Origin of the sequence: Paenibacillus auburnensis, from assembly GCF_927798115.1 — a bacterium.
Classification (GTDB): Bacteria; Bacillota; Bacilli; order Paenibacillales; family Paenibacillaceae; genus Paenibacillus_AQ; species Paenibacillus_AQ auburnensis.
Genome location: NZ_CAKMMG010000008.1, coordinates 221,820 through 247,705 on the forward strand (window position 1 = coordinate 221,820; position 25,886 = coordinate 247,705).

The window sequence follows — 25,886 nt, forward strand, 5'->3', positions numbered from 1 at the left end:
TGCCCTTAACACATTGACAGGGGAATTTGCTGTACGGTTAAATGACACTAACCTTAAGCGTTTTGGGAAATGGAGATGGGTGCATGACGACAGGGCCAGTAATCGGCACAAAAACAATGGTGGTCAGCCCCCATTACCTGGCTTCCGCAGCCGGGGCGGGAATTCTGCAAAAAGGGGGCAATGCCTTTGATGCGGCGGTAGCGGTAAGTGCAACGCTCGCCGTAGTCTATCCGCATATGACCGGGCTTGGCGGCGATGCCTTTTGGCTCACCTACAGCGCCGGTGAAGGGCACGTCCGGGCTTACAACGGCAGCGGACGATCCGGCTACGGCGTCCGCAGGGACCGTTACGCCGGGGAAGCAGCGATTCCCCGGCGGGGGATCCGCAGCGCCATTACGGTGCCCGGAATGGCGGACAGCTGGGCGGCGGTCCAGCGCCAGTATGGCCGCCTGACCTTCGGGGAGGTGCTGGAGCCGGCGATCGGCTACGCCTCCGCAGGGTTTCCGCTGTCGCCGGATCAGCACGGGGGCAGCATCTTAGCCGGAGCCGCGCTGACGCCCGAGGCGGCGGCGATCTATCTTCCCGGCGGACGGCCTCCGGCTGTCCACGGGAAGTTCGTGCAGACGCAGCTTGCCGGGACGCTGCGTCTGCTTGCGGCAGGCGGACGCGACGCCTTCTATAAGGGGGCAATTGCGCAGGATATAGCCAATTATATGCATGCCGCCGGCGGGTATCTCACCCGTGATGATTTTGCCGATCATCACGGGGAATGGGTGGACCCCGTCTCCACTGATTATCACGGGCATACCGTTTATCAGGCGCCGCCCAACTCACAGGGCTTTGCAGCACTGATGGCGCTGAATATACTGGAGCACTTTGATTTTGGGAATATCGAACAGGGTTCCTACGAGTATTATCATCTGCTGGCCGAGGCTTTGAAGCTGAGCTTCCGCGACCGGGATCAGGTGCTTACCGATCCGGCCTTCCGCCCGGTCCCGCTGGACCAGCTGCTGGATAAGCAGTATGGCGGGCAGCTCGCGGCATCCATCTCCATGCAGCGGGCTGCAGTGCTGGGCAGCGAGCCGATTGGCCGGGATACGGCCTATGCTGCTGTTGTGGACGGCGAGGGCAATGCGGTGTCGTTCATTCAAAGTCTTTATTTTGAATTCGGATCAGGCGCTGTGGCTGGAGAGACGGGAATTCTGCTGCAAAACCGCGGCTCCTTCTTCTCGCTCGACCCTGCACATATCAATACGCTGGAGCCGCATAAGCGTACGTTCCACACGCTTATGCCGGCTATGGCCTGTAAGGACGGCAAGCCCGCCTTTCTCTATGGCACGCAAGGCGGAGAGGGGCAGCCGCAAACCCAGACAATGCTGTTGACACGTATGCTGCATTACGGCATGAATCCACAGGAGGCGGTGAATGCACCGCGGTTCGTGTGGGGCAGAACCTGGGGAGAACCGACGCAGGAGCTGAAAGTGGAAAAGCGCGCGGGGCAGCTTGTGCTTGATGAACTGGCCGCAGCCGGCCATATTGTCCGCCAGGCCGGAGAATATGACGGCATTATGGGCCATGCGCATGCCATCGCCATTGACGGCAATGGCTACCGCAGCGGAGGGACTGATCCGCGCTGCGATGGTGCAGCCATTGGCTGGTAGGGAATAGCTGCGGCATAGGAATTAGTTGCCCGTTCGGTCCGGGAGGAAAGGAGAGGAAGAGATGGTCACTAATAATCAACATGGCGCTTTCATTGTCCCGGAGCTTGAAGTAACCGGCCGGAAACAGGGCGTGCTAGAAGGTCTTAGTTTTGCTGTAAAGGATGTGTTCGCCGTAGCGGGGCACAGCTCTTCCGCCGGGAATCCCGGCTGGCTTCGCAGCCACGAAGCGTCTGCAGCCCATGCGGCGGCGGTGCTTAAACTGCTGGAGGCCGGAGCTTCTTTACGCGGAGCTGCTCATACGGATGAGCTGATGTATAGTCTGGGCGGCGAGAATTACCACTACGGGACACCGCTTAACCCGCGCGGGCCTGGCCGGATACCGGGCGGTTCCTCGAGCGGCTCGGCGGTGGCGGTAGCCTCCGGCGTAGCGGACTTCGCGCTCGGCACGGACACGGGCGGTTCGATCCGTGTTCCCGCATCCTATTGCGGGGTGTATGGCTTTCGGCCTACGCATGGGGCGGTAGAGATGGACGGGGTGATTCCGCTGGCCCCGGGGTTTGACACGGTGGGCTGGATGGCGGACAGTCCGGAATTGCTGCGTCGGATAGGCGAGGTACTGCTTCGTAAGGACCAGCTGCCATTACAGCAGAATAGTGACAGAATGAGCAAACTGTACATCCCTGCGGATTGCTGGGCATTGGCAGAAGCGGCAAGCTCCGAATTCCTTCAGGAAGGCCTCCACCGGCTGCAGGCGGGAGCAGATGAATCGCTGGAAACGGTTATTTCAGCGGAAGGCTTGAAAACCTGGATGGATGTATTCAGGGAGCTGCAGGGTACAGAAATCTGGGCCACCCATGGAGCGTGGATTGAGCAGGAACAGCCGGTCTTTGGCCCGGACATTGCTGCACGCTTCACTTGGGCGGCAACCATTGCCGGGGAAGATCACAGCCGGTCCATGTCGCTGCGCCAGGAGATCACGGCCAGGCTGCGGGATCTGCTTGGGGAAGACGGATGTCTGGTCATCCCGACCGTTCCCGGACCGGCGCCGCTGCGCGGCGGTGATCTGCAGCAGCTGGAACTGAACCGCAGCGGAGCCATGATGCTCTGCTGTATTGCGGGGCTGGCGGGACTGCCGCAGATCACGCTGCCGGTTCCTGGCCCAGGCGGACTGCCGCTGGGATTGTCTGTTATCGGCGGTCACGGCCAGGATCTCCGCCTGCTCTCCTGGGTCCGGCAAAATTGGAAATAGAAGCAAATAAACGTTGGCATACCCGGCTTCCGTCACTGCGTAATCACGCGGGAACGGAAGTTTTTTTTATTCATCCCCCGCACTCCGCGCTATTCCGGCTCCCCTCCATTATCCGTTCATAAGCCAAGAGCAGCGCCAGAATCTGGACTCGTCAGCAAATAGCAGTACAATCGTTAATTTTTCGTGACATACGTAATGTTATCTAACATAATGCACGGAATAATTAAAGTTTCTCTTTCAATAAGGGGTCATTTTATCTATAATGTTACATAAAGTAACATAAAGACCGAATGATAATCAATGAACCTATTTGAGGAGGGGTGGCATGCATCTTACCGTTGAAGAAGCGTTGTCCATTTATCCTTTATCCGAAGCAAAACTTATAGCCGGAGCTAAGGGGAAACACAGAATTGTGAAGTCGATTAATGTGATGGATGCGCCGGATATTTCGGACTGGATTAAAGAAGGGGAAATGCTGCTGACAACAGCCTATTTGATCAAAGACAGTCTGGAGGATGCGTCTGCCCTGCTGCACACCCTGAACCGCCGCGGTTCTTCTGCCTTGGGCATCAAGTTAGGCCGCTTCTGGGATACGGTCCCGGAGGAGTTGATTGCTGAAGCGGAGACGCTGAATTTTCCGCTGATTGAGCTGCCGTTCCAGTTTACGTTCTCCGATCAGATGAACGGGCTGTTTCGCGCAGAACTGTCGCGCAGCACCAGCATGCTGCAGAGCATTATGGATAAGCAGCGCAAGCTGATGCGCTTCGCGCTACGCTCCGGACGGAGCCGTCCGCTGTTCGAGTCGGTATCTGAGGTGATTGGCTACCCGCTTGCGGTTATCAGCGCCAGGGGAGATGCGGTGTACAATAATTCGGAGTATGAAGAACGACAGCTGCTGGAAGGCTGGCCTTGGCAGAACCGCAATCAGCGTTTTCGCATCGGTGACAGAACAGGCCTGCGGATACCGTTAATGCAAGGGGGGAAATGCTCCGGCTATCTATTGTATTGTCCGATTGACCCGCTATTGCTGCCCGTGGAAGAGAGCTTATTTGTCCAGGGAGCTGAACTTATTTCCTTTCATATTCATTCCGGTTATGAAGATTATTTTGAGCATGCCGAGCACCGTGAATTCAGCAGTCTCCTGCGCCGGTGCCTGAAGGGCGGATTATCCTGCAGCGAGTTGTCCCAGGCCGCAGTCAAGCTGGAAGTGACACTTATGCAATCCCCTTTTCAACTGGTGCTTACCGATACAGCTGCTATTGAAGATGACCGGCAGGGGGAGCTACTCCGGCTAAAGGAAGAATATGCGGAGCATCCTGCCCTGCGCGAACTGAATGCCATTCATGTCATCATGGATGAGGGGTTGGTATCACTGCTGCCGGTTAGCCAGCACAGCCCTGAGCAGTTTCGTGCTCTGATAAATGAATGTTTTCACAATTTGAAGCTTGATAAGGCGTACTATCCCCGGGCGGCAGTCAGCAGTATTAAGGTGAAGCCGGAAGGACTGAAGGAGGCTTTTGCCGAGGTAAGGGAATGCATGTCGATGGTCCGGCAGTGGGGGGCGTACGGGAATGTGGTGCATTACCGCCAGCTTGAGCTGCATCTCCTGCTGGGCCAGATTCCGGCGGATACGATGGAAAAGTATATTAACGGCAATCTGCGCGGGCTGCTCAGCCGTGAGCCGGAATATGTCAAGGAGATGCTCCATACGCTGGAGGTTTATCTGGACAATGACGGACATGTGAACGAAACCGCCAAAAAACTGTTCATTCACCGCAACACTGCCACTTACCGGATTGAGAAGCTAAGTGAGCTTCTGGATGTTGACTTCAAAAAAATTAATGACCTGATGAGGCTAAAGCTGGTATTCGTATTCCGCAAAATGCTGGAACGCGAATAAGTCCTCGGTATTGCTGAGGCGTTAATCTCAATTGCAACAGGCGCTGCCGAAAGGAGTGGAGAGCATTGAAAATAGCCGGTATTTATCTGGCAGCAGGACAGAACAGACGAACGGGCGTGCCGAAATCATCGCTGAAGCTGTCCCCGGAGGTCTCGCTTAGGAGTGTTGTGCTCAGTGAGCTTGACCGCTGCGCCCTTGAACCGCTGGTGGTTGTCGTTCGGGCAGATGATCATTTGGAATGGCTGCCTCCTGCCGGTGAACAGCGCATAAGGCGTACCGAAACCTGCCTGACTGCTCATTTGGGGCTTTCCTTTTCCCTGCGCTGCGGTCTGAATGCGATTCTGCCGATGCAGCCTGATGCTGTAGTTGTGGCTCTTGCTGATCAGCCGTTTATTACAGCGTCACTTGTGAACCGGCTGATCGGTACTTTTGAGCGGAACCCGGGACTCGATTATGTGACCAGCACCAATGAGGGAATGGTGATGCCGCCTGCTCTTTTCTCCAGAGGAATGTTTACGGTACTGCAAGGGCTGGACGGTGATAAGGGGGCGGAAGAAATTTTGTGTTCGGCTGAATATAAAGGGGTAGTTCTGGAACCGGATGCCGTCCGCCTTTTCATGGATAACGGTACGCCGTTTGATTCAGGGCAAATCCGGAACGTATGGAGTGTTCATGGGGAAAGCTGACATCAAGAGATGGGTTTCAGATAAATGTTATAAAATATCACATATTTTAAGTATAATTTATCTCGTTTTAGTGCATTAGGCACAAAAAAAATCGGTCTTCTTATTACAAGGCACAAACGTATGTTATATAAATTTACGTAAACGTCCGGTCTCAGTATAGTAGAGATACATTAATGGTTACAGCCATTATGAGAGATTTCCTGGAGGAGGAGAATTATGAAAAGAAGGGGTCAGGGATTTACGCTAAGCTTTGTACTTGTGTTCCTGCTCGCGGTGGTACTGGCGGGCTGCGGAAGCAATAACAACGCGGCTACGAACACAGCTGCTACGGAGGCGCCGGCGGCAACGAATGCGGGAACGGCAACAGAGGCGGCAGCAACAACTGAGCCGGCTGCAAAGAAGCCGACGGTTGCTTTTGTCTACATCGGGCCTCCGGGTGACGGCGGTTATACGTATCAGCATGATCAAGGCCGTCTGTACATGGAGAAAGAGCTGGGTATTAAGGCAGACACCGTGGAGAACGTTCCAGAAAGCGCGGATGCTGAACGGATCATCACAGAGCTTGCTCAGAACCACGATATCGTATTTACAACAAGCTTCGGATATATGGATTTTACGCTTAACGTAGCTAATAAATTTCCAAATGTAAAGTTTATGCATGCTTCCGGCTACAAAACAGCAGCGAACATGGGAACTTACTTCGGAAAGAATTATCAAGGCAGCTATTTGGCAGGGATTGCAGCCGGCAAAATGACTAAGAACAACCAGCTTGGTTATGTCGGAGCTTTCCCGATCAGCGAAGTTATTTATAACCTTAATGCCTTTACTCTGGGCGCCCAAAGCGTAAACCCTGATGTGAAGGTCAGCGTAGTGTGGACCAACACATGGTATGACCCTGCAACGGAACGTCAAGCCGCAATCAGCCTTTTGGATAAAGGTGCAGATGTGCTTATGGCTTATCAAGATTCTCCTGCAACACTCCAGGCAGCACAGGAACGCGGCGCATTTGCCGGAGGCAATGACTCCGATATGGGCAAATACGCTCCAGACAACTATTTGACCAACCCGGTATGGAACTGGGGTCCTTATTACACCAAGGTGGTTCAGTCCGTAATGGATGGAACCTGGACCAATGAACAATATTCCGGCGGCATGGACGATAAGATGGTCGATATTGCACCATTCGGCAACAAGGTTCCGGATGATGTGAAGGCCCTGGTAGAAGAGGCTAAGGCCAAGATTATCAGCGGCGAGCTGGATGTATTTACGGGTCCGATCTCCGATAATCAAGGCAAAGAACAGGTTAAGGCAGGCCAGAAACTGACCCTTGAGGAAGTACTGGGTATGAACTGGCTGGCAAAAGGCGTAGAGGGCACAATCCCGCAATAATGTCTTAATCGTAATTTCATAATGCATGTCCTTATGGGTGGGGCGGGTTCCGTTAAGAGGGAACCTTCCCCACCCGTACTACAACTATAAGGAAAGGAGCATCCCAAAATGCAGGACCATTCGGTTGAAATGCGCGGGATTGTGAAGAAATTCGGTTCTGTAACGGCAAGCGATCAAGTCGATTTTTCGGCAAACGCGGGTGAGGTTCACGCGCTGCTTGGTGAGAACGGAGCAGGTAAGAGCACAGTCATGAGCATGCTGTCAGGTGTATACCGGGCGGATGAAGGCGAAATTCTGATCCATGGCCAGACTGCCAGAATCCGTTCCCCTAAGGATGCAGCACTCCTGGGTGTCGGTATGGTATTTCAAAACTTCAGACTGGTGCAAAGTCTCACGGCAGCGGAAAATATCGTGCTTGGCGAAAAGTCGTCTTTCTGGCGGGGAAGTAAGTGGATCAAGCATAAGCATGAAGAAATTGAGGCGCTGGGAGAACGGTTTGGATTGAAATTTCCGGTTGACCGTCCTATCTGGCAATTGTCCGTGGGCGAACAGCAGCGTGTGGAGATCGTCAAGACACTGTACCGGGGGGCAGACATTATCATTTTGGATGAACCCACCTCTGTACTTACTCCAGGAGAAGCGGAGCAGCTGTTTGAAACACTGCGGGTGATGAAGCAGGCGGGCAAGACGGTGATTATGACTACGCATAAAATGAAAGAAGTGATGGCTTCTTCCGACCGGATTTCCGTTATGCGCAAAGGAAAGATGATTGCTACGCTGGCTACGGCGGATACGGATGAGCTGGAACTGGCCCGGCTGATGGTAGGCAGAGAGGTAACGATCAGCCGCCAGGAGCGTGAGGTCACGCAAGGTGAGCCTTTGCTGATCGTTAACCGGCTGGATGTCTCAGCCGATCATGGCCGTAAGGCACTCGACAACCTGTCGCTAAAAGTATGTGAAGGTGAGATTGTCGGGGTTGCGGGGGTGGCCGGCAACGGGCAGAAGGAGCTGGCAGAAGTGCTTACAGGGCTTAGAACCTGGAAGAACGGTGAGATTATTTTTGATGGCAGCAAGGTGACAACGGCTTCGGTCAGAGGAGCCATCGATTCAGGGATATCCCATGTGCCTGAGAACCGGATGAAGAGCGGTCTGGCCGGACGGCTGGGCTCGGTGGATAACTTGCTGTTCAAGTCCTACCGCAGTGAAGAGCATTCCAAATTCGGCTTTTTGAAAGCAGCAAAGAACCGCCTATGGTCCCAGGAGCTGGTCCAGCGCTTCAATGTGAAGACGCCTGAGCTTGATACACCGGTCCAGCAATTGTCCGGCGGTAATCAGCAGAAGCTGCTGTTTGCCCGTGAGGTCAGCCATAAGCCGAAGCTGATGGTCGCAGTTCACCCTACACAGGGTCTGGATGTGGGAGCGACGGCCGGGGTGCATGAGCTGCTGATGGAGCTGCGCAGTTCAGGGAGCGGAGTGCTGCTGATCTCTGAGGATCTGGATGAGCTGCTGCAGCTGTCTGACCGGATTCTGGTTATATACAACGGTACCATCATCGGTGAAAGCGATCATGAGCACGCGGACAGAGAACAAATCGGTCTGATGATGGCCGGAATCAGGCACAGGGAGGGGAGTGCGGTATGAGTCCGAAAAATGGAAGCAATTCTGCAGCAGTGGTGCTGGAGCCGGCTCCGGCTAAGACCGGTAAACGGTTCTCGCTGCGGCTGGAATACGATTCAAGCCGTACCCGCTCTCCGTGGTGGTCGCCGATTCTGTCCGTTATACTGGCGCTTCTGCTGTGTGCGATATTCATTGCTGCTAACGGGATGAGTCCGGTTACCGTATATGAAAAGATGTTCAAGGGGGCCTTCGGTACCTCCTATGGCTTCACAGAAACTATGGTAAAAGCGATCCCGCTGCTGCTGTGCGGCCTGGGAATCGCTGTTGCTTACCGGATTTCCGTCTGGAACATCGGGGCCGAAGGACAGCTGACCGTCGGGGCGATGGCGGCTACGGCGGTTACGATTTATTTTCCGGATCTCCCGTCCTTCTGGTCGATAACGCTGATGCTGTTATTCGGTACAGCGGCAGGGGCGCTATGGGGATTGATGACGGCTATTCCCCGGACGCACTTCGGTGTCAACGAGCTGATTACTTCATTGATGTTAAACTATGTGGCGCTGCTGGCCCTGGATTATGTGGTATTCGGCCCCTGGAAGGATCCGAAGGGCTTCAATTTCCCGGGATCACCGATGTTTACAGCTGCCCAGTCTTTACCTGTCCTTGGAACAACAAGACTGCATATCGGGCTGATTTTTGGGCTTGTCGCGGTAGTCATCTATTATTTGATGGTTAAGTTTACCCGCTGGGGTTATGAGCTGCGGCTGATTGGGGCCAATCCGACAGCTGCGCGTTATGCGGGCATTCATATTAAACGGCATATTATTATCGTTATGCTGATCAGCGGCGGGCTGGCCGGAATTGCCGGTATGGCTGAGGTTTCGGGAGTGACGCACAAGCTGATGCAGGGGATTTCACCCGGCTACGGCTACACTGCAATTATCGTCGCCTGGCTTGCCAAGCTGAACCCGCTCGGTCTGATCATCACCTCTGTTCTATTCGGAGGACTGATCGTCGGCGGCTATAGTGTACAGACCATTGGACTGCCTTCGTCAATTTCTGAAATGCTGCAGGGCTCGATCCTGTTCTTCCTGATAGCCGGCGATATGATTCACCGTTTCCGCATCCGCCGGAGCGCATAAGCAGCGCCTTTCAACTATCAGAACGTATATTATCGCGGGGATTTTGAGAAGGGAGTTTACCTATGGATTTCACTACACAGTTATTAATAGCCGCAATCTCTGCCGGAACCCCGCTGCTGCTGGCTACGCTGGGAGGTATTCTGAACGAACGTGCGGGCATAATCCAGCTTGGCGCAGAGGGACTGATGCTGATGGGGGCAGTGACCACCTGTATCGTCTATATCCGCAGCGGCAATCTCCTGCTGGCGCTCCTTGCGGCTATAGCGGTCACCGCAGTGCTCGGAATGGTGCATTCGTTCCTCTGTGTGACGCTGCGGGCGAACCAGACGATGTCCGGGCTTGCCATGACCCTGTTCGGCAGCGGCCTCAGCGCTTATCTGGGCAAGTCGATCAGCGGCCTGCCGCTGCCGGGGACTTCGCCCAAGCTGAACCTCAGCTGGCTGAACGGGATACCGGTCATCGGGGATATTTTCGGCCGGATGGATTATTTGACCTGGTTCAGCCTGCTGCTGGTACTGGTGCTGCATCTGCTGATCCATCACACCTCCTGGGGGCTGCATCTGCGGGCCGTAGGGGATAGCCCGGCGACTGCTGATGTTATGGGCATCCGTGTCCAGCTGATCCGCTACAGCTATGTAACGGCCGGTGCTGCACTGATTGGCTTAGCGGGGGCGGATATGGTGCTGGCTTACGCGCCGACCTGGAATGAAGGCCTTACGGCCGGACGCGGCTGGATTGCCGTCGGGCTGGTTATCTTCGCCAGATGGAATCCGCTGCGCGCGCTCTTCTGCGCTTATTTCTTCGGTGCACTCGATTCGCTCGGCTTCCGCATCCAACTGCTGGGCAGCGTGGTTCCGTCTTATTTCCTAAAGATGATCCCTTATATCGTAACGATTCTGGTGCTGATGTATCTCGGCTACCGCAATCGTAACAAGCCTTCAGGTACCCCGGAATCGCTGGGCACACCTTATGTCCGTGAGCAGCGGCTCTAAGAGAAAGAAAGCAGGCAGGTAATAGAGACTTCACTTATCGTTTGGTGCTATAATCATTCCAATCTTCCATTTCTTGTAGTTCGAACATCTAACCAGCAGAGAAATCGGCATTTCCGGCGCAGAGTAAAAGTAGATGACTTGAATACAGCAAATGGACTTTTTTTACCCTTTTACAGAGAATAATATTGAATTAGTAGAAAAATATGTATAAATGGGCGAAAGCGGGGCGGGAATATGAGCGCAGAAACAGATTCATTAACAATAGACAAAATTAACGGAATGGATAAAGAACAGTTTGTGGCGGCACTGGGCGGAATCTTCGAACGTTCACCATGGGTGGCAGAGGGGGCTCACCAGCATGTCCCATTTCATTCGGTGGAAGAGCTGCACAGAGTGATGCTGGAGACGGCACGAAGTGCGCCGCACAGCCAAATTGAAGCCTTGCTTAGATCCCATCCCGATCTGGCTACGAGACTTCAGGTTACCCCGCTGTCCGCGGCGGAGCAGCAGGGAGCGGGCCTGGACCGGCTGACGCCTGAGGAGTTCAAACGGCTCACGGAACTAAATGCGGCATATACGGAGAAATTCCGGTTTCCATTTATTCTGGCCGTACGCGGTAAAAACAAGGATGACATCATAAAGGCGATCGGGGAACGGGTTAACCGTCCATTGGAGGAGGAATGGGAGCAGGCGCTTCATGAAATCGGCAAAATCACCGGTTTCCGGCTGCGTGATCTGCTGCCTGAGCCTGAGGGCGCACAGTCATGAGCGGCCGGCTCACCACCCATGTGCTGAACCTGGCTCGGGGAGTACCGGCGGTCGGGATGGCACTGGAGCTCTGGAAGCTTGACGGTGCTGCACGTGAGCTGTTGCGTGAAACGGTGACGAACAGCGACGGCAGACTGGATATCCCGCTGCTGGAGGGTAGCGAGCTTGTTCCTGGCAGCTATGAGCTGCTATTTATGGCCGGAAACTATTTCCGCGGCAGTAATCCGGCAGACGAGTGCGCTGAAGGATCCAAAGGGGGTTCTAGTATCTTCTTTCTCGAACAGATTCCGATCCGCTTCAATATAATCAATCCCGCAGAGCATTGTCATGTTCCGCTGCTAGTGGCTCCAGGAGGGTACAGCACGTACCGGGGAAGCTGACGATACAACAAAAAATTCGATCTGATGGCCGGAGGTGACCGATTCATGAAGGAAACGTATGAGCTTATCATCAGGAATGGGGACGTAGTGCTGCCGGGAGAAGTGCGCAAGCTGGACATCGCTGTGAAGAACGGAAAGATTGCCGCGCTGGGCGAGAAGCTGCCGGTTGATCCGGACACCCGGGTCATCGATGCGGAGGGACAGTATGTGCTGCCCGGCATGATCGATATGCATGTTCATTTTAATGAGCCGGCGCTGGGCCATTGGGAGGGCTTCCGCAGCGGTTCGGCGGCGCTTGCTGCGGGAGGCTGCACCTGTTATGCGGATATGCCCCTGAACGGTAATCCGCCTACAGTGAATAAAGCCGCACTGCAGCTCAAAACGGAGGCGGCGGCCGGCAACTCCGCCGTGGATTATGTGCTGTGGGGCGGGCTGGTTCCCGGCAATCTGGAGGACCTGGAGGAGCTGGCGGCGGCTGGTGTTACCGGCTTTAAGGCATTCATCTCTAATCCTGGAGGCGAAGGAGAAGGACGGTTCCGCGAGGTGGATGACGACACCCTGTTTCAGGGGATGAAAAAAATCGCCGGGTTCGGCGGCATTCTTGCCCTGCATGCGGAGAGCGAGGAGATCACCGCTGTGCTGTCAGCTGATGCTGTACGCAGCGGAAGGACCACTGCGCGTGATTTTGCCGCCTCCCGTCCGGCGGAAGCTGAGCTGGAGGCCGTGGCAAGAGCGCTGCTGTACAGTGAACGCACCGGCTGCAGGCTGCACTTTGTCCATATTAGCACCGCAGCTGCGATTAACATGATTCATGAAGCCAAGCTCCGCGGGCTTGATGTGTCTGCGGAAACCTGCCCCCACTACCTGGTTCTGAATGAGAATAGCCTGGAAGAGCTGGGAGCACTGGCTAAATGTGCGCCGCCGCTGCGCAGCCCGGAGGAGCAGGAGAAGCTGTGGAAGGTGCTGGCTGACGGCCGGATCGACCTGATTGCCTCGGATCATTCTCCTTGTCCTCCTGAGCTTAAGCTTGATCCCGGGCTGAACTTCTTCGAAGCCTGGGGCGGTATTTCCGGAGCGCAAAGCAGCCTGGAGCTGATGTTCCACGAAGGAGTTAACGTGCGCGGTCTGCCGGTTACGCAGATTGCGGCACTGCTGGCAGAGCAGCCGGCCCGCCGTTTCGGGCTGGACCACCGCAAAGGCTCGATCAAGCTTGGATTGGACGCTGATCTGGTGCTGCTGAACCCGGATCATTCCTATATATTGGGCGCAGAGGATCTCTATTACCGCCATAAACACAGTCCCTATGCCGGTATGACCTTATCCTGCAAGGTTACGGCTACGATCAGCCGCGGAGCGGTGGTATACACCTCCGCAGACGGGTTGCTGATTGATGACGGCGGCCAGTGGCTGCGGGTGAATGAAGGGCAGCCTTCATTATGACTACTCCGACGATTAAAGCGCCGGCGCTTGAGATGATGGAATTGCTGGAGGAGCTTGCGGCCTTCAGCGCTCCAGGACCCGGAATCTCCCGGCTTCTATATACTCCCGAATGGCTCCGGGCGCAGCAGTTCCTGCAGGAGAGGATGGCTGCACTGGGGATGGAAGTAAGGCTTGATGAGGTCGGGAATGTCTATGGAAGATTTACAGGCTCTCAGACCGCCGGTAAAGTCATATTAACCGGCTCGCATATTGACACCGTTCTGAACGGCGGGAAATATGACGGTGCATACGGGATTGCTGCTGCCATTACTGCACTGCATTATTTGCAGCAGACCTTCGGGCAGCCGCTGCGGACCGTGGAGGCAGTAGCCTTTTGCGAAGAAGAGGGCAGCCGGTTTCCCCTCACCTTCTGGGGCTCAGGCAATGTAACAGGGATGTATAACGGAAGCGAAGCGGATAGCTGCGCAGATTCCCGGGGGATAACCATCTCTTCGGCCATGGAAGCTTGCGGATTAATACATAAGCCCGGGAAGGGTCCCCGCAGAGAGGATATCGGCGCATATGTTGAGCTGCATATCGAACAGGGGATCGTCCTAGAGCAAGCGGCCTTGGAGATTGGAATCGTTGACGCTATCGCCGGGCAGCGGCGATTTCAGGTGAAAGTTGGCGGCACCGCGAACCATGCCGGCACAACCCCGATGGGGCTGCGGCGGGATGCGCTAGCGGGTGCTGCAGAGATGCTGCTGGCGCTGGAGCAGGCAGCGGTCCAGACGGGTGATCCGCTGGTAGCAACCTGCGGAAAGCTGGAAGCGTCCCCGGGTACGCCGAATGTAATACCGGGTGAGGTGCAGTTTACGCTGGATATCCGCCATAGCGAAGCTGAGCAGCTGGAGCGCTTTTGTAGCGGTATTCAGGCACATTTCGAAAGGATCGCCGAAAGCCGCGGACTGACTTTGGAGCTCACAGCAACCTTAGCTACCACTCCTGCGCCTATGGATGAGGGGCTGAAGGGGCTGCTGGAGGAGATCAGCCAACAGCAGGGGAGAAGCTTCCGCACGATGGTTAGCGGAGCGGGCCATGATGCCCAGCTCTTCGCACCCCTTTGTCCTACAGCAATGATTTTTGTACCAAGCCGGGCTGGAATCAGCCATTCTCCGGATGAATATTCTTCGCCGGAAGAGCTGGCTGCCGGATTGAATTTGTTAACGGCCATATTATATGAGCTGGCTTATAAAGAAAGCTGAACATCAGAGGGAGAGGTTCTCATGAAGCGGTACGAAGATTTGTCGCCGTCCTTGCGGTGTATAATGACCCCGGGACCGGTGGAGGTCGATCCGCGCGTGCTGCGGGCGATGTCTTTTCCGGTGCTGGGCCAGTTTGATCCTGAATTCACGGATATTATGAATGAAACCATGGGGATGCTGCGTGAGCTGTTCGCTACGAACAATAAATGGGCATTTCCGGTCGATGGCACTTCGCGTTCCGGTATTGAAGCGGTGATGGTCAGTTTAATCGCGCCCGGCGACCGGGTGCTCATTCCGATCTATGGCCGGTTCGGCCATTTGCTGCATGAAATCGCCGAACGCTGCGGGGCAGAGGTCTATACCATTGAGAAAGCCTGGGGCAGTGTGTTTGCTCCGGAGGAAGTGATCTCCGCGATCCAAAGCTTTAAGCCGGATGTAGTGGCCATTGTTCACGGGGAAACCTCCACAGGCCGGGTGCAGCCGCTGGCTGAGATCGGGCGGGCCTGCCGTGAGCAGGGTGCCCTGCTCATTGTGGATGCCGTTGCAACAATCGGCGGTGTGCCGGTGGAGACGGATGCCTGGATGCTGGATGCTGTCATCGGGGGCACACAGAAATGCCTGTCGATTCCCTCCGGAATGGCGCCGGTTACGTATAATGAGCGGGCGGAAGCTAAGCTCCTGAAGCGCAAGCAGGTTGAACGCGGGCTCAGAACAGGCGAGTTCGAAGCGGGGGAGCTGCCTCCTGTGCGTAGCAATTATTTTGACTTAAGCATGCTGCAGGATTACTGGAGTCCGCAGCGGCTGAATCATCATACGGAGATGACTTCGATGCTCTATGCACTGCGTGAAGGGCTGCGGCTGGTGCTCGAGGAAGGCATTCAGGCACGGCATGCCAGACATGCGCTGCATGAAGAGGCGCTTACAGCCGGACTAACGGCGATGGGCCTTGAGCTGTATGGCGATCCGCAGAGCAAGCTGACTGTGGTTACCTGTGTGCAGATTCCGGAAGGGATTGACGGGGAGTCTGTGCGCAGCATGCTGCTTAACCGGTTTGGCATCGAGATTGCCAGCTCCTTCGGGCCGCTCAAAGGACAAATCTGGCGCATTGGCACGATGGGCTTCAGCTGCCGTGAAAATAATGTGCTGCGGGTACTCGGAGCTCTTGAGGCAACACTTTTGCGGCATGGGCATCCTCTTCCCGCAGGCCTTGGTGTCCAGGCGGCACTTGACGTATATGAGGCAAACGTTAGATAATCGTCTGAATAGGCAACTGGAGAAACGCGAATGCAGTAAGGCTGTCCGGCTGTGCCGGACGGTTCAGGCATTACCCAGGAAACGGCTTGCGTCCCGCAAAGGGGCGGCATAGCCGTTTTTATTAAAATATAAGCTCTATAAATTGAACGTGGATTATAACATTAGGGAAAAGTGGCGGAGGGGAATTTTGGAACTGTAGGAGCATAGCGTCCGCCTGAAAGCTTTTCGCAGAAAAGCTCGCTACGAAAGCATGGACAGTCTGCGGATTTCTACCGCGAACAGCGGTTTAGATAAAAGAAATCTGTAGACAACAGCGGCCGGAAGTCCAAATATTCTCTGTAGTCACGGCCAATCCCAAAAAAGAAGCCACAAATTCAATTTATATAGCAATAAATCGGAGGGAGTGGAAGTCATGTCGTTTAAAAGAAAACCGCTTGCGGATTGTGTGCCTGAGCTCGTAGCTACAGCCCGCGGCGATCAGCCGGCATCTCTGGTCATCACTGGAGGAAAGCTGGTCAATGTGGTCTCAGGGGAGATTTTGGAGGGGATGTCTGTAGCGGTACAAGGGGGGCGCATCGCCTATGTCGGCAAGGACGTCTCTCATACGATTGGTGAAGGTACAAAGATTATAGATGCAGCCGGCAAATATATCGCTCCCGGCCTGCTTGATGGGCATTGCCATATCGAAAGCACACAGCTGACCGTTACCGAATTTGCCCGTGCGGTGCTGCCGATGGGAACAACGGGCGGATTCTTTGATGCGCATGAAATCGCCAATGTGTTCGGGCTGAAGGGGATTAAGCTGATGCTGGATGAAATGCGCGGCACGCCGCTTGCCGCGTATATGCAGGTAGCTTCCTGTGTACCCTCGGCAGGGGCGGAGTTCGAAACAACCGGCGCCTCACTCGGACCGGCCGAGATTGCAGAAGCCTATACCTGGGGCGAGGATGTCATCGCTCTCGGTGAAGTCATGAACTTCCCGGGCGTGGTGTATGGCGATGATAAAATGATCGGAGAAATCCAGGCGACACTCCGTGCCGGCAGATACGTGGATGGGCATTTCACCTGGCCGTCCAGCGACTGGAGACTTCCGGTTTATGCTGCCGCCGGCGTAACCGGCGACCATGAATGTGTAACGGCTGAGGATGTCATCGAACGTGTCCGTCTGGGGATGTATGCCAAAATGCGCCGCGGCTCCGCCTGGCATGATGTAGCGAAGACGATCACTGCGCATACGGAGCACGGGCTGGACCCGCGCCGGATGATGCTGGTCACGGATGACCGCAGCTCGGAATCGCTGCGCGACGAAGGACATATGGATTTTGTCGTACGCCATGCGATCTCCCAAGGGGTAAAGCCGGTTATTGCCTTCCAGATGGCAACCATTAACACCGCTGAGCGCTTCGGCGTTGCCCGTGATATCGGCTCGATTACGCCGGGCTCCTGTGCGGATATTATTTTGCTGGACGGCAATCTGGCCGATGTCCATGTAGTAACGACAATAGCTGCCGGTGTAGTGGTGGCTGAGAACGGCATGATGACAGCTGAGCTTCCGGCTTATACCTATCCTGAGGAGGTACGGTCTTCGGTTCATCTGCAGCAGCTTCCGGTGTCGGAAGACTTTGTGATCCATGCTCCGGTGGAGTCAGGCAACCTCGCTACCCGGGTAATCAAGGTCATCGAGAATCATGTGGAGACAGAAGAACTGATCGTGCAGCTGCCGGTAGAGAATGGGGTGCTGCAGATCGGAAACGGCCTCTGCAAAATCGCTGTATTTGAACGGCACAAAGGAACCGGCAACAAATCGGTTGGCATAGTAGAGGGGATCGGCTTCCATGAGCCGGCGGCTATCGCCATGACGGTTGCCCATGACAGCCACAATGTGCTGGTGATCGGCAATGATGATGTCCTGATGGCAAAAGCAGCAGCTGCGGTAGCGGAAGCTCAAGGCGGTGTAGCTGTAATTACAGGGACGGGTACCACGCTATTCCCGCTGGCCATCGCCGGACTGATGTCCGCAGAGCCGTTTGAGGTAGCAGCCGCCCAGTCCGCCGCAATCAGTACAGCGCTGTATGATGCAGGCTGCACGCTGAATTATGCTTTTATGACCCTGTCTCTGCTGGCGCTAGCCGTCATTCCAACCTTGCGGATTTCCGATAAGGGTCTGGTGCGGATCTCACCGGAAGAGGGCATTCAGCTCGTATCTTTATTCTGCTAGACGGCAATTCGCCGGATTGCCGTATACTAACAAAAGTGCCTTCAGCCGTTTACCGGTCCGGAGGCACTTTTTTCTATGTGAATGACTCTATAAAACTCTAATTAAACTCCTTCTCTTTCATTCCAAAGCAATCGGATTGCAGAGCCTTCCCTTCCAAAAATAACCGGAATGGTTACAGTTCTGTCATAAGGGGCATAATATTAACCAATTCATCACATTTCGAAACATTTATTTTAAGAATTTTAATAAAAAATATTAACAAACCGCCAAGATTCGACGATAATACATTTAAATTAATTAAAATTAGTGCCAATTCGCAGGTTTGAAGAACAGTTACTGAAAGTTCAAATATAAGGAACGGGGTGTATGAGATGATCAGATTAGATACACAGGACATTGTGAATATCACAATGAAGCAAATTGCCGGTATTTTTAAGATGGAGCCGCTTGAGCTCAGATTTGTTAATGATTTTCGGGGGGAGCAATATCTGCTAACCAATGATAAGCTGCATCTCAGCAACCAGCAATATTGGGCAAAGGTTATGGATTGTGTGTTCGATAACCATGTCAGACCGGTTTTGATGTGTGAAGTGCTGTATTTCCTCCGCAATGAATTTATGGAGAGTGACATCAAGCTTAAGTTTTCTTACGATTTTGCTGAAGGTGCGAACGGCTTGGCAACGGCAACAGCTGAAGTTTGCTTCAATGATTCTCCGGAGCTGCAGCCGGCTGAAATTGCTGAATTGATCGATTTTGCCTTGGCCTTGCAGGATAAGAATTGGTTTGAGGAACTGACGGCTAAATACAAACAATTAACCGCATAAGCTTCATGCGCAAGCCATAGAGTACATTTAAATATAAGAGCCGCTAAATCTGCCAGTTTACAGCTGAGATTAGCGGCTTTATTTGAAATATAATGAGGGTTATGCCTCATCTTCCTGTTTAGAAGAAGGGGGTTTAATGTTCGCCAGCAGGTTTAGGAATGAACCGGGGGGCTTTCTGCTGCCAGCCAACCCTGAGCATTGTCAGTAACCATTTGTGCGAGAAAGAGAAGCCACTCTTCACTGTCGTTCAAGCAAGGCGCAGTTAATAGTTCCCTGGGTTCTCCTCCGCCGGAGGCGAAATGCTCCCGTCCTTCCACCGCAAGCTCATGCAGGGTTTCCAGACAGTCTGTCACAAGGCCCGGTGAGAAAATTAACGGCCTGCGGATGCCGCGTGCGGCCAAGCCCTTTAGCACTTCTTCAGTCGAGGGCCCCAGCCACTCCTCGCGGCCAAAGCGTGATTGAAAGCTGACCTGCCAGCGCCCGGGCTCCCAATGCATAGCTTTCGCCAGCAGGCGTGCCGTTTCCATGCACTGCTTAGGGTAGGGATCACCCGTTTCGGCATATCTGCGGGGAATTCCGTGAAAAGACAGGAGTACATAATCAGGTTCTGCTTTCATCCGGCTTAACTGGCGGAGCAGATGGTTTTTCATAGCTGAGATATAACCAGGTTCATCATAGTAGGAGTCAATAAACCGCAGAGCCGGGACGAACCGCTTGGACACGGATCCTGTTGCGCTGCTTCTTCCGAGAGCGGCGAAGCTCGCAGCATCATAGACGGAAGCGGTAGTAGTAGAAGAGTATTGCGGGAATAAGGGAACGACGACAATCCGCCTTACGCCTGCAGCTTCAAGTACAGACATGGCCTGTTCCATACCGGGTTCGCTGTAAGCGAGGCCGAGCTCAACCTGATATTGGCTGCCAAGACGTTTTTGCAGGCCTTCGCGCTGGGCCAGTGAATGCAGGAGCAGAGGCGAGCCATCCTTATGCCAGATGCTGCTGTACAGCTTGGCGGAACGGCGCGGCCTTACACGTAAAATAACCCCCCGCAGCAGAGGCTGCCACAGTAAAGGGGGATAGTCGATAATCCGGCGGTCCGACAAAAACCTGTGCAAATAGGTGCGGACTGCATTGGCGGTTGGCGCTTCGGGTGTTCCGATTTGGGCAAGAATTACTCCGACAGGGGATGGATTCATTTTAGCGGTCGCTCACTTTCAGGGACTTGACATCGTTATAAAATATCACAATCGTTATTGGAAGCACAATACATAAAATCATAGGTTTCTCATAAGACGGAGTAAATGGGAGAATTTGAGAGTTAAATAAAATATATTTTTTATGTTAATCGCAAATAGTGATTTTTCTTATAGGGTGTGTGATTTTATATACAGAGAAAAGAAGCTTAAATTTGATACCATCAAGCCAGAAATTACCTCTGAGAGGTTAATAGTTTTTATGTGAATTAATTCACCCTTTTATGTGAATTGTTTCACCTTATGCAGTATTAGTAAATAAGTGAACGCATCTTCTGAAGTACACAACTGGGTCATGCAGGATCGGGAAAGGGGGGATGATTTCTTATGAAGAGACATGTTGTTCTTCGTAAGAAAGGACGGGAGAGGACCAGCAGGGGGATTTTTTCGAAGAGCTATATACTACTGGGGATTTGGTAAAGGAGAATATGCATTGAAAAAACTAATTACTTTGTCAATCAGCGCAGCTTTACTGCTTGCGCCATTCGCTTACACAATTAACGCACCCGCTCTGAAATTGTCGGTGGATGCAGTTTCGGCAGCTTCTGAAGAAGCTCCGGCAGCGACTGCAAAGCCAGCTGCTAAGCCAACCGCTAAGCCAACACCAAAAGCAACAGCAAAACCAACTGCAAAGCCTACACCAAAGGCAACAGCAAAACCAACTGCGAAACCAACGCCAAAAGCGACAGCTAAACCAGCTGCTAAACCGGCTGCAACACCAAAAGCAACAGCTAAACCGGCAGCAACAGCAAAAGCAACGGCAAAACCAGCCGCAACAGCAAAACCAGTTGCAACAGCAAAACCGGCTGCAACGGCTAAACCTGTGACGGTTAAACAAAACGTGTATCAAGACGGTGTATATGTTGCCTACGGCAATGCTTACTCCAAGGGTACTGAAGGCGTAAAGGTTACGATCAAAGACGGAAAGATCGCTGATATCGTACTGATGAGAACCAACCCGAAAATCATCGACAACACGGTAAGCAACAACTATAGCGGCGTGTGGGTAGCTTACGGTCTGATGAAAGAAAGACTGCTTGGCAAAACCAGAGACGAAGCAGCAGCAGTTGACGCTGTATCCGGCGCAACCCGCACCAGCACTGGCTGGAAACTGTCCGTAGACAGAGCGTTTGAAAGAGCGCTGAAAGTTAAACCGGCAGATGCTACTTACTTCGCAGGGGACCACATGGGTGTTGACCCTGAAGGTAAATACGCTGTATTCGCAAGCTATGATGCTAACAGCCTTACAGCAGTGAAGCTGTATCCGATGACCAGCACTGGTAGCTTCGTTGACGAAAAAGCATACACAGCTGAACAAACTGCAGCAATTGCAGCTATTACACCTGTACTGCTCGCCAAAGGATCTTCCGCACAGCCGGTTGCTGGCTTTGAAGCTGAATCCAAAGCTGCTATCAACGCTTTCTGGGATGCAGAACAAAATGCCAAAATCAACAACACCTCTGCTTATGTTGACGGTTTCTATTCTTCTTACGGTACTGCAAGAAGCGTAGGCGTTGAAAGAGCCGATGTTGTTATCCGTAACGGCAAACTGGTAGACGTGAAACTGTACAGACTGGGAACCAACCTGATTGACAGAGGCACAACAGCTTATGCCGAAGTGGTAAAAGCTAACGCTCCAATGACTGCAAAATTGCTTGCTAACGGTTCTTATATCGCTAATTATGATGAAAAGGTAGACGGTATTTCCGGCGCTACTGAAAGCAGCCACGGCTGGAACCAGGCTGTACAAAGAGCATTCGAGAAAGCCCTGAAGGTTCCTACAGCTGGCCAATACTTCGACGGCAAGTTCGCAGGTGTGGATAACCAATCCAAAATCCTGCTGCTGGTTGATGTTGCAGCTGATCAAGTAACTGGAATTAAACTCAGCCTGTTCGGAACAGACGGCAAGCTTATTGCCGATGACAAACTGACTGCTGACCAAAAAACACTGGTTGAACAACTGACTGCAGGTCTGCTTGATAAAGGCGTGCAATTGGCTGATATTGCTGGCCAAGAAGCACTGTCCGCAGCAGCAAGAGCAGCACTGACTGACGCTTTGACTAATGCTTCCAAGGTTCAAGGCACTTATAAAGACGGTACTTTCACCTCTTACGGTAATGCTTATGATAAAGGCACGAACAAAGCTGATGTTACCCTGCGTAACGGCAAGATCGTAAATGTTGTTCTGACCCGCGTAGGTATGAACCTTGTAGACCTGGGCAAAGCAGCTTATGCTGAAGTGCAAAAGGCTATTCCTCAGCTCACTACAAGCTTCATGTCAGCTGGCACCAAAGAAGGCGTACAACAGGTTGATGCGGTGTCCGGCGCAACTTCAAGCAGTAACGGATTTAAGACTGCAGTAGACAGAGCTTACGAAAAAGCAGAACTTGTAAAAGTAGATAAAGCAGCTTACTTCGACGGTATCTTCATCGGTACCAGCACTGACAAATCCGTAAATGTAATGGTTACTGTGAAGAACAATGTTCCTGTAGCAATGACCGTATACTACTTGGATAAAGCCGGAAAAGTAAAAATTCCGGAAATGCTGACAGCAGCTGAAATTTCTGTGAAGTTTGAAATTGAGTCCACTTCGAACGGCAAATCCCTGCACAAATACGGCTACCATGCAGCAGTATTCGGTGCTAACGATGCTGAAAAGGCAGTCTCTGCCAAAGTCATTGAAGCGATCACTTCCGCTCTGGCAACAGCAAGTAAATAACTTGATTTATAACAAATGAAGGGGTTGTCCTTAGCCATGTAAGTGGCGGGGGACGACCCCTTTTTTTTGAATACATAGAAACGAACACCACCCTTTAAGGACGGTGAAGTCGTTTTTTCTTCGTATTATCGTGTATAATAGTAGATTCATAAAGAACAGCGACATAATTAGCAATGACAATCGTATAGTATTTAAAGGGATTTACGAGATGAATGTCTAAAGTTTACTATATACAACAGGTGAAAGCCTGTAAGTAACAGGAGGCTCCAACATGACACTTATTAAACAGCTATCACCACAGGATGAATTCGTCGGCTTCTATCTGCTCAGAGAGCTGACGCTGAAACAAACAAACGGTACTCCTCCAAAGGATTATTTTGATATTGTACTCGGTGATTCCAGCGGCCAGTTATCGGCCAAGTATTGGGATGTCAGCACGACTGATAAAGAAACCTTTTTTCCGATGGCACTGGTAAAAGTTCGTGGCATTGCCCATACCTACCGTGAAAAGCTGCAGATCAAGGTCACCAAGATACGGCTGGCTAATGAGTCCGACGGTGTATCATTGACCGATTTCATCCGTTCGGCGCCGATCCGTCCGGTGGATCTGATCCATACGATCAAAGGTGCTATGGCCAGTATCGCGGATCAGGAAATTTCGACGCTTGTCTCGTTTTGTGTTGGTAAAGTGGAAGAGAAGCTGATGCATTATCCGGCGGCTAAAACCCACCACCATGCGTATTTCGCCGGGCTTGCTTATCATATGGTACGGATGCTGGAAATCGGAGATTTCCTGTGCAAACAGCGCCCGTTCCTGAATCCCGATTTGATGAAAGCGGGGATTATTTTACATGATATCGCCAAACCGGAGGAAATGATCTCCCAGTTTGGAATTGTCTCGGATTACAGTGTACAAGGCAAGCTTATCGGGCATATCTCGATGGCCTCGAACTGGATTACAGAAGCGGCGATCCGCTCTAACATTGATTTGGAATCTGAAAAAGTGCTGGCGCTGCAGCATCTGGTGTTGTCGCATCATAATTTGGGGGAATGGGGCAGCCCTGTTCAGCCGCAGACGGCGGAGGCGGTAGCCCTGCATCACATTGATGCTATGGATGCCAAGCTGCAGATGGTGGAGGATGCGCTGGATACAACGCCTGAGACCGAAGAATGGACACCTTTTATCCGTGGACTGGAAAATAAGGCGGTATACCGCCTGAAGCTATAAAGCCATTCTCTGCAGTAAGTGACTATAAAAATGTACAAGAGCAGGTTCTTCCCGGCTGGGGAAGACCTGCTCTTTGTTGTGTTGCATAGCCGTCTTTTGGAGGAATATCCGCTTTGTTGGTGGAACCGCCGATAATAACGCTGATATGAGGCGAACGGGCTGAAACAGAGGTAAAACTACCGTTGAATTCGCTCATATGAGGCGGAACGGTCGAATCAAAGGTAAAACTACCGTTGAATTCGCTCATATAAGGCGGACCGGTCGAATCAAAGGTAAAACTACCGTTGAATTCGCTCATATAAGGCGGACGGGTCGAATCAAAGGTAAAACTACCGTTGAATTCGCTCATATAAGGCGGACGGGTCGAATCAATGGTAAAACTACCGTTGATTTACCTCATGTGCCGCGCTCTATCTGCAAGTGTTAACACGTTTGGACATTCATCTTAGCAGCACAGCTTCGCTCAGAAGTGCGGCTTAACAGACGAAGCCGTCTGCAACGAAGTAAGAGCCTTGGTAGGCTGCTTCTTTCGGGGTGCTTTTTTAGGCGGTGATTTAAAAGGAGTATACCCGCCTGTGAACATCTTGCCGGCTGTATAACCCTGATTGTCTGCCAGCAGGATCGGTTCAAACTTTTGGTCCTGCTCCATCAGCTTGAGCAGAATGAGTGCTGCCGCACGTGCATCGTCGAGCGCATCATGATGCTTCAGACTGATGCCGAAATGCTGTGATACTACGTTCAATTTATGGGACGGCAGCTCCTGGAGCATTTTTTTGCCGAGCAGATATGTGCACAAATATTGAAAATCAGGGTAGTGGTTCCCCGAGGCATCCAGACAATAACGCAGTACGCTCATATCAAAGGCCGCATTATGCGCCACCACGATCTCGCCCTGCAGCAGCGGCTCTACACTGCTCCACAGCTCCTCAAACGTAGGCTGTCCCTGAACCATTGAGGGTGTAATACCGTGAATAGCGATGTTCATTCCGTCAAACCGCTGGCGCGGATCAATCAGCCACACATGCTCGGCGGTGATAACGCCTTCTCTTACCTGGACAAGGCCTAGAGAACAGGCGCTTGAGCGGCTGGAGTTCGCGGTCTCAAAGTCAATTGCAGTAAAATTCATTGGTAAAGCCCCTTATCTATCATATGTACTATTCATATTAGAGTAGTGAGAGGGGAAATACAATCTACTGAATTTACAATAAAGTGGAACTCGGAGTAGAAGTGCTGTAGAGGCCGATTCAAAAGCAGAAAGGCTGGCCCGGAGGGGCTAGCCTATTTTTGTGCGCAATGGCTGCTCTTCGCCTAGTGTGGGGGAGGATAGCAGGTCCAGCTGATAGCCCTTGACCAGGGTTTCGCCGTTCATAATATCAGTGTCATAGGCCCGCTTGAAGCCTAGGCGCTCGTAGAGCTTGATGGCTGAGGCCATCATATCGGAGGTGTGGAGGTTCAGGGTAGAGGCACCCCATTCGAGGGATCTTCGCGCGGCATCCTGGATCAGGAGTGTAGCAATTCCGCGGCCGCGGGCATCAGGGGATACAGCGAGCAGGCGCAGGACAGGGGAGTGGATGCCAAGCTCAGGCTTGCCATAGGCAGTTTCCGAGGAAGTGAACAACAGTGCGCTGCCCACAATTTGCTTATCGGCTTCTGCAATGATACGGGCAGCAGGGGCATTTCCGTGTATAGAATCGAGAATGGAATCCCGGTATTCAAACCAGTAGGCCACAGGCAGGAAAGCTGAATATTGGCTGTATGCGTCAAGCAGCACTCCGGCGATGGCCTCACGATCGCTATCTACAGCTTCACGGATAATAATCTCTTTTGACATGTTCTCGTTATGCCCCCCTAAGTCAAATTGATAAGCTCATGTGAATGCTGTCATTATAATTGACAATTCCTATTGATATAAGAGGAATTTAAAT

At 52.7% G+C, this 25,886-nt stretch carries 21 protein-coding genes; 17 read left to right on the top strand and 4 right to left on the bottom strand.

All coding sequences use genetic code 11. The features are described 5' to 3' along the window. The first annotated feature begins 83 nt into the window (after positions 1-83). The 15 genes from ggt to L6H70_RS22630 all read left to right on the top strand — a co-directional run bounded on the left by ggt (position 84) and on the right by L6H70_RS22630 (position 18,764). Positions 84-1,661 (top strand): gamma-glutamyltransferase, encoded by a 1,578-nt coding sequence (gene ggt, locus L6H70_RS22560; protein WP_236336397.1) that lies wholly within the window; start codon positions 84-86, stop codon positions 1,659-1,661. Between the two features lie 61 nt (positions 1,662-1,722). Then, complete coding sequence (locus L6H70_RS22565; protein ID WP_236336398.1) at positions 1,723-2,910, top strand: amidase; 1,188 nt, start codon at positions 1,723-1,725, stop codon at positions 2,908-2,910. A gap of 325 nt (positions 2,911-3,235) precedes the next feature. Continuing rightward, positions 3,236-4,810 carry a PucR family transcriptional regulator gene (locus L6H70_RS22570; protein WP_236336399.1) on the top strand — a complete coding sequence of 525 codons (1,575 nt, stop codon included), beginning with the start codon at positions 3,236-3,238 and terminating at the stop codon, positions 4,808-4,810. Between the two features lie 65 nt (positions 4,811-4,875). Continuing rightward, the gene (locus L6H70_RS22575; RefSeq protein ID WP_236336400.1) at positions 4,876-5,496 is read left to right on the top strand and encodes an NTP transferase domain-containing protein; all 621 of its coding nucleotides are present in this window, start codon (positions 4,876-4,878) and stop codon (positions 5,494-5,496) included. A 216-nt stretch (positions 5,497-5,712) separates the two neighbouring features. Further along, positions 5,713-6,885 (top strand): BMP family ABC transporter substrate-binding protein, encoded by a 1,173-nt coding sequence (locus L6H70_RS22580; protein WP_236336402.1) that lies wholly within the window; start codon positions 5,713-5,715, stop codon positions 6,883-6,885. A gap of 108 nt (positions 6,886-6,993) precedes the next feature. Continuing rightward, positions 6,994-8,526 carry an ABC transporter ATP-binding protein gene (locus L6H70_RS22585; RefSeq protein WP_236336403.1) on the top strand — a complete coding sequence of 511 codons (1,533 nt, stop codon included), beginning with the start codon at positions 6,994-6,996 and terminating at the stop codon, positions 8,524-8,526. After that, a complete protein-coding gene (locus L6H70_RS22590) occupies positions 8,523-9,644 on the top strand; it encodes an ABC transporter permease (protein WP_236336404.1) in 1,122 nt (373 codons plus the stop codon). Before L6H70_RS22585 ends, L6H70_RS22590 begins: the two co-directional genes overlap by 4 nt. Positions 9,645-9,706: 62 nt before the next feature. Next, positions 9,707-10,636 (top strand): ABC transporter permease, encoded by a 930-nt coding sequence (locus tag L6H70_RS22595; protein ID WP_236336406.1) that lies wholly within the window; start codon positions 9,707-9,709, stop codon positions 10,634-10,636. Between the two features lie 234 nt (positions 10,637-10,870). Continuing rightward, positions 10,871-11,404 (top strand): 2-oxo-4-hydroxy-4-carboxy-5-ureidoimidazoline decarboxylase, encoded by a 534-nt coding sequence (gene uraD, locus L6H70_RS22600; protein WP_236336407.1) that lies wholly within the window; start codon positions 10,871-10,873, stop codon positions 11,402-11,404. Then, positions 11,401-11,784 carry a hydroxyisourate hydrolase gene (gene uraH, locus L6H70_RS22605; protein ID WP_236336408.1) on the top strand — a complete coding sequence of 128 codons (384 nt, stop codon included), beginning with the start codon at positions 11,401-11,403 and terminating at the stop codon, positions 11,782-11,784. The genes uraD and uraH overlap by 4 nt, the downstream gene beginning before the upstream one ends. Positions 11,785-11,829: 45 nt before the next feature. Then, positions 11,830-13,224: an allantoinase gene (locus L6H70_RS22610; protein ID WP_236336410.1), complete on the top strand. Its 1,395-nt coding sequence runs from the start codon at positions 11,830-11,832 to the stop codon at positions 13,222-13,224. After that, positions 13,221-14,468, top strand: coding sequence for an allantoate deiminase (gene allC / locus L6H70_RS22615; RefSeq protein ID WP_236336412.1), 1,248 nt, complete (start codon positions 13,221-13,223; stop codon positions 14,466-14,468). The genes L6H70_RS22610 and allC overlap by 4 nt, the downstream gene beginning before the upstream one ends. A gap of 21 nt (positions 14,469-14,489) precedes the next feature. Next, complete coding sequence (locus L6H70_RS22620) at positions 14,490-15,722, top strand: pyridoxal-phosphate-dependent aminotransferase family protein (protein ID WP_236336413.1); 1,233 nt, start codon at positions 14,490-14,492, stop codon at positions 15,720-15,722. Between the two features lie 412 nt (positions 15,723-16,134). Further along, entirely contained in the window at positions 16,135-17,940 is a 1,806-nt protein-coding gene (locus tag L6H70_RS22625; protein WP_423802872.1) for an adenine deaminase, read from the top strand. A gap of 371 nt (positions 17,941-18,311) precedes the next feature. Next, on the top strand, positions 18,312-18,764 hold the full coding sequence (locus tag L6H70_RS22630) for an IDEAL domain-containing protein (RefSeq protein ID WP_236336415.1): 453 nt from the start codon (positions 18,312-18,314) through the stop codon (positions 18,762-18,764). Between the two features lie 152 nt (positions 18,765-18,916). On the opposite strand, the gene hemH is transcribed toward L6H70_RS22630, so the two are convergent. Beyond that, positions 18,917-19,957, bottom strand: coding sequence for a ferrochelatase (gene hemH / locus L6H70_RS22635; protein ID WP_236336416.1), 1,041 nt, complete (start codon positions 19,955-19,957; stop codon positions 18,917-18,919). Between the two features lie 490 nt (positions 19,958-20,447). On the opposite strand from hemH, the gene L6H70_RS22640 reads away from it, so the two are divergent. Then, on the top strand, positions 20,448-22,733 hold the full coding sequence (locus L6H70_RS22640; RefSeq protein ID WP_236336417.1) for an FMN-binding protein: 2,286 nt from the start codon (positions 20,448-20,450) through the stop codon (positions 22,731-22,733). A gap of 271 nt (positions 22,734-23,004) precedes the next feature. Further along, complete coding sequence (locus L6H70_RS22645; protein ID WP_236336418.1) at positions 23,005-23,961, top strand: 3'-5' exoribonuclease YhaM family protein; 957 nt, start codon at positions 23,005-23,007, stop codon at positions 23,959-23,961. Between the two features lie 22 nt (positions 23,962-23,983). Here the strand turns inward: L6H70_RS22645 and L6H70_RS22650 are convergent, their stop codons facing one another. The 3 genes from L6H70_RS22650 to L6H70_RS22660 all read right to left on the bottom strand — a co-directional run bounded on the left by L6H70_RS22650 (position 23,984) and on the right by L6H70_RS22660 (position 25,792). Next, positions 23,984-24,310, bottom strand: a complete 327-nt coding sequence (locus tag L6H70_RS22650; RefSeq protein ID WP_236336419.1) for a hypothetical protein — start codon at positions 24,308-24,310, stop codon at positions 23,984-23,986. 114 nt (positions 24,311-24,424) lie between these two features. Then, entirely contained in the window at positions 24,425-25,087 is a 663-nt protein-coding gene (locus L6H70_RS22655; RefSeq protein ID WP_236336420.1) for a 3'-5' exonuclease, read from the bottom strand. A gap of 147 nt (positions 25,088-25,234) precedes the next feature. Further along, complete coding sequence (locus L6H70_RS22660) at positions 25,235-25,792, bottom strand: GNAT family N-acetyltransferase (RefSeq protein WP_236336421.1); 558 nt, start codon at positions 25,790-25,792, stop codon at positions 25,235-25,237. Positions 25,793-25,886 lie beyond the last annotated feature (94 nt).

What these genes read in the sequence shown, in the direction of transcription:
- ggt (WP_236336397.1), top strand. Translation starts at nt 84, where the DNA reads ATGACGACAGGGCCAGTAATCGGCACAAAAACAATGGTGGTCAGCCCC.
- L6H70_RS22565 (WP_236336398.1), top strand. Translation starts at nt 1,723, where the DNA reads ATGGTCACTAATAATCAACATGGCGCTTTCATTGTCCCGGAGCTTGAA.
- L6H70_RS22570 (WP_236336399.1), top strand. Translation starts at nt 3,236, where the DNA reads ATGCATCTTACCGTTGAAGAAGCGTTGTCCATTTATCCTTTATCCGAA.
- L6H70_RS22580 (WP_236336402.1), top strand. Translation starts at nt 5,713, where the DNA reads ATGAAAAGAAGGGGTCAGGGATTTACGCTAAGCTTTGTACTTGTGTTC.
- L6H70_RS22585 (WP_236336403.1), top strand. Translation starts at nt 6,994, where the DNA reads ATGCAGGACCATTCGGTTGAAATGCGCGGGATTGTGAAGAAATTCGGT.
- L6H70_RS22590 (WP_236336404.1), top strand. Translation starts at nt 8,523, where the DNA reads ATGAGTCCGAAAAATGGAAGCAATTCTGCAGCAGTGGTGCTGGAGCCG.
- L6H70_RS22595 (WP_236336406.1), top strand. Translation starts at nt 9,707, where the DNA reads ATGGATTTCACTACACAGTTATTAATAGCCGCAATCTCTGCCGGAACC.
- uraD (WP_236336407.1), top strand. Translation starts at nt 10,871, where the DNA reads ATGAGCGCAGAAACAGATTCATTAACAATAGACAAAATTAACGGAATG.
- uraH (WP_236336408.1), top strand. Translation starts at nt 11,401, where the DNA reads ATGAGCGGCCGGCTCACCACCCATGTGCTGAACCTGGCTCGGGGAGTA.
- L6H70_RS22610 (WP_236336410.1), top strand. Translation starts at nt 11,830, where the DNA reads ATGAAGGAAACGTATGAGCTTATCATCAGGAATGGGGACGTAGTGCTG.
- allC (WP_236336412.1), top strand. Translation starts at nt 13,221, where the DNA reads ATGACTACTCCGACGATTAAAGCGCCGGCGCTTGAGATGATGGAATTG.
- L6H70_RS22620 (WP_236336413.1), top strand. Translation starts at nt 14,490, where the DNA reads ATGAAGCGGTACGAAGATTTGTCGCCGTCCTTGCGGTGTATAATGACC.
- L6H70_RS22625 (WP_423802872.1), top strand. Translation starts at nt 16,135, where the DNA reads ATGTCGTTTAAAAGAAAACCGCTTGCGGATTGTGTGCCTGAGCTCGTA.
- L6H70_RS22630 (WP_236336415.1), top strand. Translation starts at nt 18,312, where the DNA reads ATGATCAGATTAGATACACAGGACATTGTGAATATCACAATGAAGCAA.
- hemH (WP_236336416.1), bottom strand. Translation starts at nt 19,957, where the DNA reads ATGAATCCATCCCCTGTCGGAGTAATTCTTGCCCAAATCGGAACACCC.
- L6H70_RS22645 (WP_236336418.1), top strand. Translation starts at nt 23,005, where the DNA reads ATGACACTTATTAAACAGCTATCACCACAGGATGAATTCGTCGGCTTC.
- L6H70_RS22650 (WP_236336419.1), bottom strand. Translation starts at nt 24,310, where the DNA reads ATGAGCGAATTCAACGGTAGTTTTACCTTTGATTCGACCCGTCCGCCT.
- L6H70_RS22655 (WP_236336420.1), bottom strand. Translation starts at nt 25,087, where the DNA reads ATGAATTTTACTGCAATTGACTTTGAGACCGCGAACTCCAGCCGCTCA.
- L6H70_RS22660 (WP_236336421.1), bottom strand. Translation starts at nt 25,792, where the DNA reads ATGTCAAAAGAGATTATTATCCGTGAAGCTGTAGATAGCGATCGTGAG.